Raw genomic sequence first — 15,366 nt, forward strand, 5'->3', positions numbered from 1 at the left:
GCGAAACCAGATTAAAGGGAGACTTAATATGAAAAAATTCGCTGCCATTGCCGCCATCATGATGATGACCACTGCCCCTGTTTTTGCTGCGCAGGGCGGATTTAACGGTCCGTCCGCCACGCAAACCCAGACCCAGACCCAGACGCAGACGGGCGGTTTTGTTGATAACGACGCTAACCTCACCACCGCGGTGAAGGTCAAAGAGATGAAAGACGACAGTTGGGTGAAGCTGCGCGGGAACATTACCCAGCGTCTGTCCGATGACCGCTACACCTTCCGCGATGAGACCGGCACGGTCAACGTGGAGATTGACCACAAGCGCTGGAACGGTGTGACCGTCACCCCGCAGGATAAAGTGGAAATCCAGGGCAAGGTCGATAAAGAGTGGAACGATTTTGAAATCGACGTGAAGCAGGTTATCAGGCTGAACAAATAACCCGAAAAGGGCCGCTTATGCGGCCCTTTTTCTTTGTGACTCAACTCGCCAGATAAGGTAGTATCTGCGGCAATATTGCCTGAAACCCTTCGGTTTCTGAGTTGAGGAATCACACGTAATGAGCGATATGGCAGAGCGCCTCGCGCTACATGAATTCACGGAAAACGCCTACCTGAACTACTCCATGTACGTCATCATGGACAGGGCGTTGCCGTTTATCGGGGATGGCCTGAAGCCCGTTCAGCGCCGCATCGTGTATGCGATGTCCGAACTGGGGCTGAATGCCACCGCCAAGTTCAAGAAATCCGCCCGTACCGTCGGTGACGTACTGGGTAAATACCATCCGCACGGCGACAGCGCCTGCTATGAAGCGATGGTATTGATGGCACAGCCGTTCTCTTACCGCTATCCGCTGGTGGATGGTCAGGGGAACTGGGGGGCGCCGGACGATCCGAAATCCTTCGCGGCGATGCGTTATACCGAATCCCGTCTCTCTAAATATGCCGAAGTGCTGCTGGGTGAGCTGGGTCAGGGAACGGTTGACTGGGTGCCAAACTTCGACGGTACGATGCAGGAGCCGAAGATGCTGCCTGCGCGTCTGCCGAACATCCTGCTGAACGGCACCACCGGTATCGCGGTCGGTATGGCGACGGACATTCCGCCGCACAACCTGCGTGAAGTGGCGAAAGCCGCCATCACCCTGATCGAGCAGCCGAAAACCTCGCTGGACGAGCTGCTGGATATCGTGCAGGGACCGGACTACCCGACTGAAGCCGAAATCATCACCTCGCGCGCGGAAATCCGCAAAATCTACCAGAACGGTCGCGGTTCCGTGCGTATGCGTGCGGTGTGGAATAAAGAGGACGGCGCCGTGGTGATCACCGCGCTGCCGCATCAGGTTTCCGGTGCCAAAGTGCTGGAACAGATCGCCTCCCAGATGCGCAATAAAAAGCTGCCGATGGTGGACGACCTGCGCGACGAATCCGACCACGAGAACCCGACCCGTCTGGTGATCGTGCCGCGTTCTAACCGCGTGGACATGGAGCAGGTGATGAACCACCTGTTTGCCACCACCGATCTGGAAAAAAGCTACCGTATCAACCTGAACATGATTGGCCTCGACGGACGCCCGGCGGTGAAAAACCTGCTGGAGATCCTCACCGAATGGCTGACGTTCCGCCGCGATACGGTGCGTCGTCGTCTCAATCATCGTCTGGAAAAAGTGCTTAAGCGCCTGCATATCCTCGAAGGTTTGCTGGTGGCGTTCCTCAATATCGACGAAGTGATTGAGATCATTCGTACCGAGGACGAGCCGAAGCCCGCGCTGATGTCGCGCTTTGGCATCAGCGAAACCCAGGCCGAAGCCATCCTCGAACTGAAACTGCGCCATCTCGCCAAACTGGAAGAGATGAAGATCCGCGGCGAGCAGAACGAGCTGGAAAAAGAGCGCGATCAGCTGCAGGCGATCCTCGCGTCCGAGCGCAAGATGAACACCCTGCTGAAGAAAGAGCTGCAGGCCGATGCAGATGCTTTTGGCGACGACCGTCGTTCTCCGCTGCACGAGCGCGAAGAAGCGAAGGCGATGAACGAGCACGACATGCAGCCGTCCGAGCCGGTGACCATTGTTCTGTCGCAGAGCGGCTGGGTGCGTAGCGCCAAAGGCCACGATATCGATGCGCCGGGTCTGAGCTACAAAGCGGGTGACAGCTTTAAAGCGGCAGTGAAAGGTAAGAGCAACCAGCCGGTGGCGTTTATCGATTCCACCGGTCGCAGCTACGCCATCGACCCGATCACGCTGCCTTCCGCGCGCGGGCAGGGCGAACCGCTGACCGGCAAGCTGACGCTGCCGCCGGGTGCGACGGTCGACCATATGCTGATGGAAGCCGATGAGCAGAAACTGCTGCTGGCGTCCGATGCGGGCTACGGCTTCATCTGTACCTTTAATGACCTGGTCTCCCGTAACCGTGCCGGTAAGGCGCTGATTAGCCTGCCGGACAACGCCCACGTAATGGCGCCGCTGGTGATTGAGAACGAAAGCGACATGCTGCTGGCGATCACTACCGCCGGCCGTATGCTGATGTTCCCGGTCAGCGATCTGCCGGAGCTGTCAAAAGGCAAGGGCAACAAGATCATCAACATCCCGTCGGCGGAAGCCGCGAAAGGCGAAGATGGCCTGGCGCACCTCTTCCTCCTGCCGCCGCAGAGCACGCTGACCATTCACGTCGGCAAGCGTAAGATCAAGCTTCGTCCGGAAGAGCTGCAGAAAGTGGTGGGTGAGCGCGGTCGCCGCGGCTCGCTGATGCGCGGCCTGCAGCGCATCGACCGCGTGGAGATTGACTCTCCTGCACGCAGCTCCGCGGGTGACAGCGAAGAGTAATGTCGTGATATCCCCCTCTGCCCGGAGGGGGAGTTTCAATAAAATTTCCCGTAAAATCGTTGTTAATTCGTGCGTTGCGATTAACAATACGCGCTCGTAATAAAGTCCTTACCTGGCCACAGGTGAAGTATAATTGTCAGCTGTTGGGGCTTCAGAGGTCGCTATGTTATATATTGTTCGTCTTATTCTTACCGTTATCTACTGCATTCTGGTCTGTATTTTCGGCTGCATCTATTGCCTGTTCAGTCCGCGAAATCCTAAGCATGTTGCCACCTTCGGCCATATGTTTGGTCGCCTTGCGCCGCTGTTTGGTCTGAAGGTTGAAAAACGTCTGCCTGGAGGGGCGGAGAATTTCGGTAACGCCATCTATATCGCTAACCATCAAAACAATTACGATATGGTGACCGCCGCAAATATCGTTTTGCCACCGACCGTGACGGTGGGGAAAAAAAGCCTGCTGTGGATCCCGTTTTTTGGCCTGCTGTACTGGCTTACCGGTAACCTGCTGATCGACCGCAACAACCGTGCAAAAGCGCACAGCACCATTGCGGAAGTGGTGAATCATTTTAAAAAGCGCAGAATCTCAATCTGGATGTTCCCGGAAGGGACGCGCAGCCGCGGCCGTGGCCTGCTGCCGTTTAAAACCGGTGCGTTTCATGCCGCAATTGCGGCTGGTGTTCCAATTATTCCTGTGTGTGTTTCCAATACTTCGAATAAGATTAATCTTAACCGCCTGAATAACGGGCTGGTGATTGTCGAAATGCTGCCACCCGTCGATACCAGCAAATACGGTAAAGACCAGGTGCGCGAGCTGGCAGCGCACTGCCGTGAGCTGATGGCTCAGCATATTGCGTTGCTCGACAAAGAAGTCGCAGAGAGAGAAGCCGCCGGTAAGATTTAATCCGGCGTTGAAGGGAAAACGAATTCCCGCGTTGTTAGTCGTTTCAGATGGAGCTTATATGTCACTCAGTCGGCGTCAGTTTATTCAGGCTTCCGGGATCGCCCTTTGTGCGGGTGCGATGCCGCTGACAGCCAGCGCCGCCGGGCAGCAACAGCCGCTGCCTATTCCGCCATTAATTGAATCCCGTCGCGGTCAGCCGCTTTTCCTGACGCTGCAGCGCAGCCACTGGTCCTTCACCCAGGGTACGCGTGCACCTGTCTGGGGCATTAACGGACGTTACCTTGGGCCGACCATACGCGTGTGGAATGGCGATGACGTAAAGCTCATCTACAGTAACCGTACCCCTGAAAATGTCGCCATGACCATCAGCGGTTTACAGGTGCCTGGCCCGTTGATTGGCGGCGCGGCGCGAATGATGTCACCCAGCGCCGACTGGGCGCCCGTTCTGCCGATTCGCCAGAGCGCAGCAACCCTGTGGTATCACGCCAACACGCCTAACCGTACGGCGCAGCAGGTCTATAACGGCCTCGCCGGAATGTGGCTGGTGGAAGATGAGGTCAGCAAATCCCTGCCGATCCCGAACCACTACGGCGTGGATGACTTCCCGATTATCATCCAGGACAAACGTCTGGATAATTTCGGTACGCCGGAATACAGCGAGCCGGGCAGCGGGGGCTTCGTCGGCGATACGCTGCTGGTCAACGGCGCCCAAAGCCCCTACGTTGAAGTCTCGCGTGGTTGGGTGCGCCTGCGTCTGCTCAATGCGTCTAACTCGCGCCGCTATCAGCTGAAAATGAGTGATGGCCGTCCGCTGCACGTGATCTCCGGCGACCAGGGCTTTTTACCGGCGCCGGTTTCCGTTAAACAGCTGGCGCTCTCGCCGGGTGAACGTCGCGAAGTTCTCATTGATATGACCAATGGCGATGAAGTGTCTGTCACCTGCGGCGAAGCGGCCAGCATTGTTGATCGTATTCGCGGGTTCTTTGAGCCGTCGAGCATACTCGTCTCGACCCTGGTGCTGACCCTTCGTCCAACCGGTCTGCTGCCGCTGGTGACCGATAGCCTGCCAATGCGTCTGCTGCCGCAGGAGATCATGAGCGGCTCGCCGGTGCGCAGCCGTGATATCAGCCTGGGAGACGATCCGGGTATCAACGGCGCGCTGTGGGACGTCAACCGCATCGACATTACCGCGCAGCAGGGCACCTGGGAGCGCTGGACGGTCCGTTCAGATATGCCGCAGTCGTTCCATATTGAAGGGGTGTCATTCCTGATCCGCAACGTCAACGGCGCGATGCCGTTCCCGGAAGACAGGGGCTGGAAAGATACCGTCTGGGTGGACGGCCAGGTTGAACTGCTTGTCTACTATGGTCAGCCTTCGTGGCCGCACTTCCCGTTCCTGTTCCACAGCCAGACGCTGGAGATGATGGACAGGGGATCCGTGGGCCAGATGCTGATCAATCCGGCACCGTAATCCTGACATTCCCGGTTCGCCGGGAATGTTTTATGCCCGCCAGAAAAAGCGCGAGAACAGAATCAGCACCGGGTAAATTTCCAGACGCCCTAAGATCATCGCCGCACACATCAGCAATTTGGCCCCCTCTGTTAACGTACCAAACGTTGACGCCGTCTCGCCAAACCCCAGCCCCATGTTGTTGATGCAGGCGGCAACCGTTGCGAATGACGTAAACAGGTCGTAGCCCATCAGATTGAGCGACCAGACAAAAAAGCCTGTGATCATCACGTAGAGAAAAAAGAAGCTCCATACCGAGCGCAGGACGCGTTCATTCACCACGCTTTTGCCCACCTTAATGCTCAGCAGCGCTCTCGGATGCGCCAACTGGTTCATCTCCTGAATACTCTGCTTGAACATAATGAGAAAACGCAGCGCTTTGATCCCGCCGCAGGTCGAACCTACGCAACCGCCAAAAAAGCTGGCGCTCAACAGCAGGAAGATGGTGTGTGCGGGCCATTGGGCATAGTCGGCTGTCGAAAGGCCGTTATCGGTCATCATCGAACTGGCAAGGAAGAAGGCGTGCACCAGGCTATCCGTGGCGTTGTACATCCCGGCATGCCAGACCTGCCAGGCGGTGATGACAATAATCACCGCGGCTGCGCTCAGAAAGAATTTAACCTCCGGGCTGCGGCGAATCGGTTTCAGGGTGCGTCTGACAATGGCGACGTACCAGAGGGTGAAGTTGAACGCGGAGAGCAGTGAAAACGCCCCGGCGACCAGCTCAATCGCGTGGCTGTCATAAAACCCAATGCTCTCGCTGCGGGTGGAGAATCCGCCCAACGACACGGTCGAAAGTCCGTGACAAAGGGCGTCAAAAAAGGACATTCCCGCCAGCCAGTAGGCCAGGGTGCAGACCACACCCAGCGCGAAGTAGGTCACCCACAGCGTGCGCGCGGTATCGGCAAGGCGGGGAGTCAGACGCTCCTCCTTGAACGGCCCCGGCATCTCTGACTGATAGAGCTTCATGCCACCGATGCCCAGCAGCGGCAGGACCGCGACGGCCAGCACGATGACGCCTAACCCGCCAATGAAATTCAGCTGAGCGCGGTAATAGAGGTACGACTTAGGCAGGGCGCTGACGTCCCCGATCACCGTTGCCCCGGTGGTGGTGATCCCGGAAACCCCTTCAAAGAGCGCGTCAGCAAAGGAGAGCTGTAGCCCGTCATCCATCCATAGCGGCATGGCGCTAATCAATGAAAACAGCAGCCAGAACAGCACGATAATCACAAAACCGTCGCGAGTACGCAGCTGTATGCCAGCGTGACGGGTTGCCCGCCAGGTTAACCCTCCGAGAGTAAAAAAGGTTAAAAAGGTGGTCAGGAAGGCAAAGTAGGTCCGCTCTTTATTCAGCAGGGCGATAACCATCGGCGGCAACATGGAAAGGCTATACAGCAAAACCAGAAAACCGCAGAGGTGAAGGACAACCCGCAGCTGGGATACATGTAACGAATCGTTGGGCTTCACAACAGAGCTCCGCGCAAAAACACATTCCAGGAAATAAATCACCGGAAAATATAGTGAATATTATGATCCAAAATTATCAGGGCGCTGTATTTTAACGACATCCACGAATATCTGCCTGCTTCCTGCATCCTTTTCTTCAAATCAGGCGGACGAACAGCGTATAATCCCGCTCCTTTTGTCTATTTTTTCTTCGGAAGCATTATGAGCGCAATTTCCCTGATCCAGCCGGATCGTGACCTCTTCTCCTGGCCCCAGTACTGGGCGGCCTGCTTTGGACCGGCGCCGTTTCTGCCGATGTCCCGTGAAGAGATGGACCAACTGGGCTGGGACAGCTGCGACATCATTCTGGTCACGGGCGATGCCTACGTTGACCATCCGAGCTTCGGTATGGCCATCTGTGGCCGTATGCTTGAAGCGCAAGGCTTCCGCGTGGGGATCATCTCTCAGCCTGACTGGAACAGCAAAGACGACTTTATGCGTCTGGGTAAGCCCAACCTGTTCTTCGGCGTGACTGCCGGCAACATGGACTCGATGATCAACCGCTATACCGCCGACCGTAAGCTGCGTCATGACGACGCCTACACGCCGGATAACGTGGCGGGTAAACGCCCTGACCGCGCGACCCTGGTGTATACCCAGCGCTGCAAAGAAGCCTGGAAAGACGTGCCGGTGATCCTGGGCGGCATCGAGGCGAGCCTGCGCCGTACCGCGCACTACGACTACTGGTCAGACACCGTTCGCCGCTCGGTGCTGGTGGATTCCAAAGCCGACATGCTGATTTACGGTAATGGCGAACGTCCGCTGGTGGAAGTGGCGCACCGTCTGTCGCAGGGTGAACCGGTGAGCAGTATCCGCGACGTGCGCAATACCGCCATCATGGTGAAAGAGGCGCTGCCGGGCTGGAGCGGGGTGGATTCCCGCATCATTGATATGCCGGGCAAAATCGACCCTATCCCGCACCCGTACGGTGAAGATCTGCCGTGTGCCGATAACAAGCCGGTTGAGCCGAAAAAAGCGGAAGCGAAGGCTATCGTTGTGCAGCCGCCGCGCCCGAAACCGTGGGAAAAGACCTATGTGCTGCTGCCGTCCTACGAGAAGGTGAAAGCCGACAAGGTGCTCTACGCGCACGCGTCGCGTATTCTGCACCATGAAACCAACCCGGGCTGCGCCCGCGCGTTGATGCAGAAGCATGGCGAGCGTTTTATCTGGATCAACCCACCGGCGATCCCGCTCTCCACCGAAGAGATGGACAGCGTCTTCGCGCTGCCGTACAAGCGTGTGCCGCACCCGGCGTACGGCAACGCCCGTATCCCGGCGTATGAGATGATCCGCTTCTCGATCAACATCATGCGCGGCTGCTTCGGCGGGTGCTCGTTCTGCTCCATTACCGAGCACGAAGGCCGTATTATCCAGAGCCGCTCTGAGGATTCGATCATCAATGAGATCGAAGCTATTCGCGACTCGGTACCGGGCTTTACCGGCGTGATCTCCGACCTCGGCGGTCCAACCGCGAACATGTACATGCTGCGCTGCAAGTCGCCGCGGGCGGAGCAAACCTGTCGTCGTCTCTCCTGCGTCTATCCGAGCATTTGCGAGCATATGGACACCAACCACGAGCCGACGATCAACCTCTATCGCCGCGCGCGTGATCTGAAGGGCATCAAGAAGATCCTGATCGCTTCCGGGGTACGTTACGACATCGCCGTGGAAGATCCGCGCTACATCAAAGAGCTGGCGACGCACCACGTCGGCGGTTATCTGAAGATTGCGCCGGAGCACACCGAGGAAGGCCCGCTGTCGAAAATGATGAAGCCGGGCATGGGCAGCTACGATCGCTTTAAAGAGCTGTTCGACACCTATTCGAAGCAGGCGGGCAAAGAGCAGTATCTGATCCCGTACTTCATCTCCGCCCACCCGGGCACGCGCGATGAGGATATGGTGAACCTGGCGCTGTGGCTGAAGCAGCGTCGCTTCCGTCTGGATCAGGTGCAGAACTTCTATCCGTCACCGCTTGCCAACTCGACGACCATGTATTACACCGGCAAGAATCCGCTGAGTAAGATTGGCTACAAGAGTGAAGAGGTGGTGGTGCCGAAAGGGGATAAGCAGCGTCGTCTGCACAAGGCGCTGCTGCGTTACCACGATCCGAAAAACTGGCCGCTGATCCGTCAGGCGCTGGAAGAGATGGGTAAAAAACACCTGATCGGCTCGCGCCGCGACTGCCTGGTACCGGCCCCGACGCTGGATGAGATGCGCGAAGCGCGTCGCCAGAATCGCAATACGCGTCCGGCGCTGACCAAGCACACGCCGATTGTGCATCAGCGTTCGAACGGTAATTCGAGTGTGAAGAAGCCCGTGAAGCGCAAAGCGTAAATAAAAACCCCGGCAAGCCGGGGTTTTTTATGTAGACACGTAGGCCGGGTAAGGCGAAGCCGCCACCCGGCTTTTTTACGCGATTAACCGCCAAACTGATCCGGATCCGGGCCTAAACGTTTACCCTTATCCAGCTTCGCAATCTCACCCATCTCATCTTTATCCAGTCGGAAATCCCAGACGTCGAAGTTCTCGGCGATGCGCGATGGCGTGACCGATTTCGGAATGACCACCAGGCCGTTGTCCAGATGCCAGCGAATGACGATCTGCGCCGGGGTTTTACCGTATTTATCCGCCAGCTCACGGATAATCTTTTGATCAAACACGCCTTCGCCGCCCTGAGCCAGCGGACTCCAGGACTCGGTCTGGATTTTATGCGTGGCGTTCCATGAATGTAACTGGCGCTGCTGCATTAGCGGGTGCAGCTCGATCTGGTTAATCACTGGCGCAACGCCCGTCTCGTCAATCAGCCGCTGCAGGTGATGAACCTGGAAGTTACAGACGCCGATGCTTTTCACCAGCCCCTCTTTTTGCAGCGCAATCATCCCTTTCCAGGCATCAACGTAGTGATCGATAGCCGGAACCGGCCAGTGCATCAGCCAGAGATCGACGAAATCGAGCTGGAGTTTTTCCAGACTCTCCTGCAGGGCTTCGCGGGGGCGTTTTTGATCGTCGTTCCAGAGTTTAGTGGTGATGAATAACTCATCGCGGGGGACGCCGGCGCTGGCAAGTGCCTTACCCACGCCGTCCTCGTTTTTGTATGCGGCAGCGGTATCAATGGACCGATAGCCGACTTCCAGGGCTTTATGAATGGCGGAGACGACCTCGTCGTTACCGGCTTTCCATACACCTAGCCCCAACTGGGGCATCACGTTGCCGTCCTGCAGCTTGATTACGGTTTGGTTTGCCATTTTTCCTCCTTCAGGTACGCATCGCCGGAGGGTTCCTCCGACGATGGGGTGTGCATTAAGTCTGGACGAAATGTCAAAAAACGAAAGTCGGGAGGGCAAAAACGCTTAGCGTGCCGCTTCGTAGATACGACGGCTTACGTCCAGCGTAATGTCGCCGTGCTCGCCCAGGTGGGTCATACCGTGTTCTTCGAGTTTCGCCAGCAGGGCAGGGATGGAGCTGCCATCCAGACCGTAGCCAGACAGACGGGTTGGCACGCCCAGACCTTCAAAGAAGCTGCGCGTCGCTTCGATGGCGGCATCAATACGCGCATCGTCAGAACCCTCGGTGATGTTCCACACGCGCTCGGCGTACTGCAGCAGTTTGGCACGTTTGGTATCCCGTTTTTCGTTCCACAGCGCAGGCAGCACAACGGCCAGCGTCTGAGCGTGGTCCAGCCCGTGCATTGCTGTCAGCTCGTGGCCCAGCATGTGGGTTGCCCAGTCCTGCGGCACGCCAGCCCCGATCAGGCCGTTCAGCGCCTGCGTTGCGGCCCACATTACGTTGGCGCGAACGTCATAGTTTTCCGGCTCTTTCAGCGCTTTAGGACCTTCTTCGACGAGCGTCAGCAGAATGCCTTCCGCGAAGCGATCCTGAATTTTGGCATTCACCGGATACGTTACATACTGCTCAACGGTATGAACAAAGGCATCGACCACGCCGTTCGCCACCTGACGCGCAGGCAGGGTGTAGGTGTAAACCGGATCCAGGATCGCGAACACCGGCTGAACGTGTTCGTTCATGAAGGCCTGTTTGTCGCCGGTCGTTTTACGGGAGATCACCGCGCCCTTGTTGGATTCAGAACCGGTCGCTGGCAGCGTCAGCACGGAGCCCATCGGGATTGCGCTTTTAATGTCGCTGCCGCGGGTTTCCAGGATGTGCCACGGATCGGTGCCGTCAGCGTAGTGCGCTGCTGCCGCGATGAATTTGGTGCCGTCCAGCACGGAGCCGCCGCCGACGGCCAGCAGGAAGGTGATGTTTTCTTCGCGGGCGATTTTCACCGCGTTCATCAGCGTTTCGTAAGACGGGTTTGGCTCGATGCCGCTGAACTCACGCACGTCCAGACCGTCCAGGGCGCTGTAAACCTGATCCAGCACGCCGGTTTTTTTCACGCTGCCGCCACCGTAGGTGATCAGTACGCGGGCGTCAGCTGGGATCTGCGCGCGCAGATCGGCGATAGCGTCTTTACCAAACAGAATGCGGGTTGGGGTGTGAAGATTAAAGTTGTTCATTGCTCGTTCCCTTTAGTGGGTGAAAAACCGTGGTGGCGCAGAGGGCTACCTGATGCTGCACATTGTGGCTGTCCGGGGCTATGCTCTCAATGCACATTCCTGCCGATGTCTTGCCCATTTCTACAGAGCGCTGGAGAAAGCGCGGAAAACGACGCACACTGTCAACGTCGGAAACCGTACCCGGAGTAACGTAATATGAACCGTGAAGCGATCTGTCATCAGCTCACTACGCAGATTAAAAGACTGATAGATAACGAAAAAGATGTTGGCGAACTGCTGCCGGATATTCGCCTGCTTTATGGCACGAAGCCCGGGACGCGCACGCCGGTGATGTACCAGCCGGGCATCGTTTTTCTCTTCTCGGGCCATAAAATTGGCTATATCAACGAGCGCGTGTTCCGCTACGACACCAATGAATATCTGCTTCTGACAGTACCTTTACCCTTCGAATGTGAAACCTTCGCGACAGAGGCCGTTCCGCTGGCCGGTATTCGCGTCAACGTCGATATTCTTCAGCTGCAGGAGCTGCTGATGGAGATAGGTGAAGACGAGTTCTTTCAGCCGTCAATGGCATCCAGCGGGATTAACTCGGCGACGCTGTCGGAAGAGATCCTCTGCGCTATTGAGCGTCTGCTGGACGTGATGGAAAGGCCGCTGGACGCGCGTATTCTGGGCAAGCAGATCGTCCGCGAAATCCTCTACCATGTGCTGCTGGGTCCGGGGGGCGGTGCGTTACTGGCCCTGGTGAGCCGACAAACCCACTTCAGCCTGATAAGCCGCGTGCTCAAGCGTATCGAAAGCCAGTACACGGAAAACCTCAGCGTCGACCAGCTGGCGGCGGAAGCGAACATGAGCATCTCGGCGTTTCACCACAATTTTAAATCGGTGACCAGCACCTCGCCGCTGCAATACCTTAAAACCTACCGGCTGCATAAGGCGCGGATGCTGATGATTCATGACGGCATGAAGGCCAGTGCGGCGGCGATGCGGGTGGGTTACGAAAGTGCGTCGCAGTTCAGTCGGGAGTTTAAGCGCTATTTCGGCGTCACGCCGGGAGAAGATGCATCGCGCATCCGAACCATGCAGGGAGCCTGACGGGAAACGTAGGCCGGGTAAGGCGTAGCCGCCACCCGGCAATTTTTTATCACGCGCTGCAGTACTTCTTCTTAATCACCACCGCGATGGTCCCCACCAGACCCGCTACCAGCAGGAACATCGGCAGCACCATCAGGAAGGTCATCACCTGATCTTCGTGGTGTTTCACAAAGGGGATCATATTCAGCGCGTAGCCGAGCGTGGTGACTACGCCCACCCACAGCAGGGCGCTTAGCCAGTTAAAGAACTGGAAGCGGCGGTTTGACAGACCGGAAATGCCCGCCATCGTAGGCAGAAGCGTGCGAACAAACGCCAGGAAACGCCCCGCCAGCAGCGCCAGCAGGCCGTGTCGGTCAAACATGCAGGTCGCACGTTGATGATATTTATGCGGTAACTGCGCCAGCCAGCCTTTTACGACGCGGGTATTCCACAGCCATCGGCCCTGCAGATAGCTCAACCAGCAGCCCAGACTGGCTGCGGAGGTGAGGATAACCATCGTTGATGTGAAGTCCATGACGCCTTTGCCGATTAACGCCCCGGCAAGTAAAAGCAGGCTGTCACCGGGTAAAAACGAGGCTGGCAGTAATCCATTTTCCAGAAACAGAGTTGCGAACATCACGAGGTAAACGATACCGACGACGTGAGGATCCGCCAGCGCGGCAAAGTCGTGATGCCAGAGCGCCGCGATAATATCTTGAATAACAGCCATGGACTTTCCTGTGGAACAGCAGATATAGCGCTATTGTACTCCCTTATTCACCCGTCGGGTTTGATCCCGGACGCAACTCATGCAGACTTTTCTGCTTGCGGTGTCCACAAAAGCGTCCAGGGAGTACATTTTCAGCCAGCACTCTACACGATACGCTCGAACCCTGCTGCTAAATCGGTAATCAGATCGTCAACATTTTCTAAACCGATATGCAGTCGAATCAGGGTTCCGCTGAAGTCCACTTCACCGCCGGGGCGCAGAGCCGCGATCTGCTCCGGCTGATTAGGCAGGATCAGAGATTCAAAACCGCCCCAGGAGTAGGCCATGCTGAAGAGGCTAAAATTATCCAGATAGCTCGCCAGCTCGTCGTTATTCAGCCGTTTTTTCAGCACGAACGAGAACAAACCGCTGCTGCCTGTAAAGTCACGCTGCCAGAATTCGTGGCCTTTACTACCGGGTAACGCGGGGTGATTCACGCGCTCAACCTGCGGATGTTGCGCCAGCCATTCGGCCACCTTCAGGCTGCTTTCATGGTGCTGACGCAGGCGAACGCCCAGCGTGCGGATACCGCGGCTGGTCATGTAGGCCGTGTCTGCATCTACCATCTGGCCCATCAGGTAGGCATTTTCACGCAGCTGATCCCAGCAGCGCACGTTGGAGACCGCAGTACCAATCATGCCGTCTGAGTGGCCTATCAGGTATTTCGTCGCCGCCTGAATCGAGATATCAATGTCGAACTCCAGCGCTTTAAACAGCACGCCTGCCGCCCAGGTGTTGTCGATCATAATGATCGCCTCTGGCGCTTTGCTGCGCACGGCTTTCACGATAGCCGGCACGTCGTGAACTTCCATGGTGAGCGATCCCGGAGATTCCAGGAACACAATCCGCGTGTTTGGCTGAATAAGTTCGGCAATGCCTTCACCAATCAGCGGGTCGAACCAGCCGGTCGTTACGCCGAGCTTGCTGAGGATTTTGGTACAGAAGTCCTGGCTGGGTTCATAGGCAGTGTTGGTCATCAGGATATGGTCGCCCTGTTCCACAAACGCCAGAATAGTGTTGGCGACAGCCGCCGCCCCGCACGGGAACAGCGCGCAGCCCACGCCGCCTTCCAGCTCGCACATCGCCTCCTGCAGAGAAAAATGGGTTAGCGTGCCGCGACGGCCATAAAACAGCCCGCCTTTCGCGCGGTTACGCGTGGCGATTTTTTTCTCCTCAACGGTATCAAACACCAGCGAGGAGGCTCGTTGAATCACGCTGTTGACCGATCCCTGAGTATATTTCTTACTGCGTCCTGCCTGTACCAGCGTGGTATCAAGATGCTTCTTTGTCATGTTCGCTAACCCTGTTTTTATACGTCTGGACGTCCAGACTACCACGATTGGAAAAAACTGCACCCGGAGGCTTATCGAATAAGCAGAAAATATTAGCAAAAAACCGCATAAGAAATTTTTACTGCGTAAGCGCAAGGAAAGTGAGCGAAAATTACGGCACCATGCAAATACTAATGAGAACTACTATCAATTCGACGACGTTTTGATATTATTACGCTCAGATTTTGTGATTTGCGTCCTGGAGATACAGAGTGGGTAATAATTTGATGCAGGCGGATCTCTCCGTTTGGGGCATGTATCAGCATGCTGACATCGTGGTTAAGATTGTGATGATCGGCCTGATTCTGGCGTCCGTTGTCACCTGGGCTATCTTCTTCAGCAAAAGCGCCGAGCTGCTTTCGCAGAAGCGTCGCCTTAAGCGGGAACAGCAGCAGCTGGCTGAAGCCCGCTCTCTGGATCAGGCTTCAGACATGACCTCATCCTTCCACGCGAAAAGCCTGACCACCCTGTTAGTGAATGAAGCACAGAACGAGCTGGAACTCTCCGCTGGCAGTGAAGATAACGAAGGCATCAAAGAGCGTACCGGTTTTCGCCTGGAGCGTCGCGTTGCGGCCGTTGGCCGGCATATGGGACGCGGCAATGGTTATCTGGCGACTATCGGCGCGATCTCACCGTTCATCGGTCTTTTCGGTACGGTCTGGGGCATCATGAACAGCTTTATCGGTATCGCGCAGACCCAAACCACCAACCTGGCGGTCGTGGCGCCGGGTATCGCAGAAGCGCTGCTGGCGACGGCAATCGGTCTGGTTGCCGCCATCCCGGCGGTGGTTATCTACAATATCTTCGCGCGTATGATTGGCAGCTACAAAGCCACACTGGGTGACGTTGCCGCGCAGGTTCTGCTGCTGCAAAGTCGCGATCTTGATCTGAATGCCAGCTCGGTTAAGCCGGTGCATGCGGCGTCTAAACTGCGCGCAGGTTAATAGT

12 protein-coding genes are annotated in these 15,366 nt (G+C 56.7%); 7 read left to right on the forward strand and 5 right to left on the reverse strand.

Annotated features, from left to right (window positions below):
* Window positions 1-28 precede the first annotated feature (28 nt).
* The 4 genes from FU672_RS12360 (at window position 29) to ftsP (ending at window position 5,185) form a co-directional block, all read left to right on the forward strand.
* Window positions 29-436, forward strand: coding sequence for a YgiW/YdeI family stress tolerance OB fold protein (locus FU672_RS12360; protein WP_148243446.1), 408 nt, complete (start codon window positions 29-31; stop codon window positions 434-436).
* 118 nt (window positions 437-554) lie between these two features.
* Window positions 555-2,813 (forward strand): DNA topoisomerase IV subunit A, encoded by a 2,259-nt coding sequence (parC, locus tag FU672_RS12365; RefSeq protein WP_148243447.1) that lies wholly within the window; start codon window positions 555-557, stop codon window positions 2,811-2,813.
* Between the two features lie 163 nt (window positions 2,814-2,976).
* Window positions 2,977-3,714 carry a 1-acylglycerol-3-phosphate O-acyltransferase gene (plsC, locus tag FU672_RS12370; RefSeq protein ID WP_148243448.1) on the forward strand — a complete coding sequence of 246 codons (738 nt, stop codon included), beginning with the start codon at window positions 2,977-2,979 and terminating at the stop codon, window positions 3,712-3,714.
* Between the two features lie 58 nt (window positions 3,715-3,772).
* A complete protein-coding gene (gene ftsP, locus FU672_RS12375; protein WP_032650246.1) occupies window positions 3,773-5,185 on the forward strand; it encodes a cell division protein FtsP in 1,413 nt (470 codons plus the stop codon).
* 30 nt (window positions 5,186-5,215) lie between these two features.
* Here ftsP and FU672_RS12380 read toward each other — a convergent pair whose 3' ends face one another.
* Complete coding sequence (locus tag FU672_RS12380; RefSeq protein ID WP_148243449.1) at window positions 5,216-6,691, reverse strand: TrkH family potassium uptake protein; 1,476 nt, start codon at window positions 6,689-6,691, stop codon at window positions 5,216-5,218.
* 201 nt (window positions 6,692-6,892) lie between these two features.
* Here FU672_RS12380 and FU672_RS12385 point away from each other — a divergent pair, with 201 nt between their 5' ends.
* A complete protein-coding gene (locus tag FU672_RS12385) occupies window positions 6,893-9,064 on the forward strand; it encodes a YgiQ family radical SAM protein (protein WP_045356051.1) in 2,172 nt (723 codons plus the stop codon).
* Window positions 9,065-9,147: 83 nt separating this feature from the next.
* Here the strand turns inward: FU672_RS12385 and dkgA are convergent, their stop codons facing one another.
* Both dkgA and yqhD read right to left on the reverse strand, forming a co-directional pair.
* Window positions 9,148-9,975, reverse strand: coding sequence for a 2,5-didehydrogluconate reductase DkgA (gene dkgA, locus FU672_RS12390; protein WP_148243450.1), 828 nt, complete (start codon window positions 9,973-9,975; stop codon window positions 9,148-9,150).
* 105 nt (window positions 9,976-10,080) lie between these two features.
* Entirely contained in the window at window positions 10,081-11,244 is a 1,164-nt protein-coding gene (yqhD, locus tag FU672_RS12395) for an alcohol dehydrogenase (protein ID WP_148243451.1), read from the reverse strand.
* Window positions 11,245-11,439: 195 nt separating this feature from the next.
* Between yqhD and FU672_RS12400 the strand changes: the two genes are divergently transcribed.
* Window positions 11,440-12,339: an AraC family transcriptional regulator gene (locus tag FU672_RS12400; RefSeq protein ID WP_148243452.1), complete on the forward strand. Its 900-nt coding sequence runs from the start codon at window positions 11,440-11,442 to the stop codon at window positions 12,337-12,339.
* A gap of 49 nt (window positions 12,340-12,388) precedes the next feature.
* Here FU672_RS12400 and FU672_RS12405 read toward each other — a convergent pair whose 3' ends face one another.
* Together FU672_RS12405 and metC are read right to left on the reverse strand one after the other, a co-directional pair.
* Window positions 12,389-13,048 (reverse strand): DedA family protein, encoded by a 660-nt coding sequence (locus FU672_RS12405; RefSeq protein WP_148243453.1) that lies wholly within the window; start codon window positions 13,046-13,048, stop codon window positions 12,389-12,391.
* Between the two features lie 143 nt (window positions 13,049-13,191).
* On the reverse strand, window positions 13,192-14,379 hold the full coding sequence (gene metC / locus FU672_RS12410) for a cystathionine beta-lyase (RefSeq protein ID WP_148243454.1): 1,188 nt from the start codon (window positions 14,377-14,379) through the stop codon (window positions 13,192-13,194).
* Window positions 14,380-14,630: 251 nt separating this feature from the next.
* Here metC and exbB point away from each other — a divergent pair, with 251 nt between their 5' ends.
* Window positions 14,631-15,362: a tol-pal system-associated acyl-CoA thioesterase gene (gene exbB / locus FU672_RS12415; RefSeq protein WP_148243455.1), complete on the forward strand. Its 732-nt coding sequence runs from the start codon at window positions 14,631-14,633 to the stop codon at window positions 15,360-15,362.
* The last annotated feature ends 4 nt before the right edge of the window (window positions 15,363-15,366 follow it).

Origin of the sequence: Enterobacter asburiae (genome assembly GCF_008080435.1) — a bacterium.
GTDB lineage: Bacteria > Pseudomonadota > Gammaproteobacteria > Enterobacterales > Enterobacteriaceae > Enterobacter > Enterobacter asburiae_C.

Bases quoted from the DNA above. Each gene is read 5' to 3' on its own strand.
- FU672_RS12360 (WP_148243446.1), top strand. From the start codon at position 29: ATGAAAAAATTCGCTGCCATTGCCGCCATCATGATGATGACCACTGCC.
- FU672_RS12385 (WP_045356051.1), top strand. From the start codon at position 6,893: ATGAGCGCAATTTCCCTGATCCAGCCGGATCGTGACCTCTTCTCCTGG.
- plsC (WP_148243448.1), top strand. From the start codon at position 2,977: ATGTTATATATTGTTCGTCTTATTCTTACCGTTATCTACTGCATTCTG.
- FU672_RS12400 (WP_148243452.1), top strand. From the start codon at position 11,440: ATGAACCGTGAAGCGATCTGTCATCAGCTCACTACGCAGATTAAAAGA.
- FU672_RS12405 (WP_148243453.1), bottom strand. From the start codon at position 13,048: ATGGCTGTTATTCAAGATATTATCGCGGCGCTCTGGCATCACGACTTT.
- yqhD (WP_148243451.1), bottom strand. From the start codon at position 11,244: ATGAACAACTTTAATCTTCACACCCCAACCCGCATTCTGTTTGGTAAA.
- ftsP (WP_032650246.1), top strand. From the start codon at position 3,773: ATGTCACTCAGTCGGCGTCAGTTTATTCAGGCTTCCGGGATCGCCCTT.
- metC (WP_148243454.1), bottom strand. From the start codon at position 14,379: ATGACAAAGAAGCATCTTGATACCACGCTGGTACAGGCAGGACGCAGT.
- dkgA (WP_148243450.1), bottom strand. From the start codon at position 9,975: ATGGCAAACCAAACCGTAATCAAGCTGCAGGACGGCAACGTGATGCCC.
- parC (WP_148243447.1), top strand. From the start codon at position 555: ATGAGCGATATGGCAGAGCGCCTCGCGCTACATGAATTCACGGAAAAC.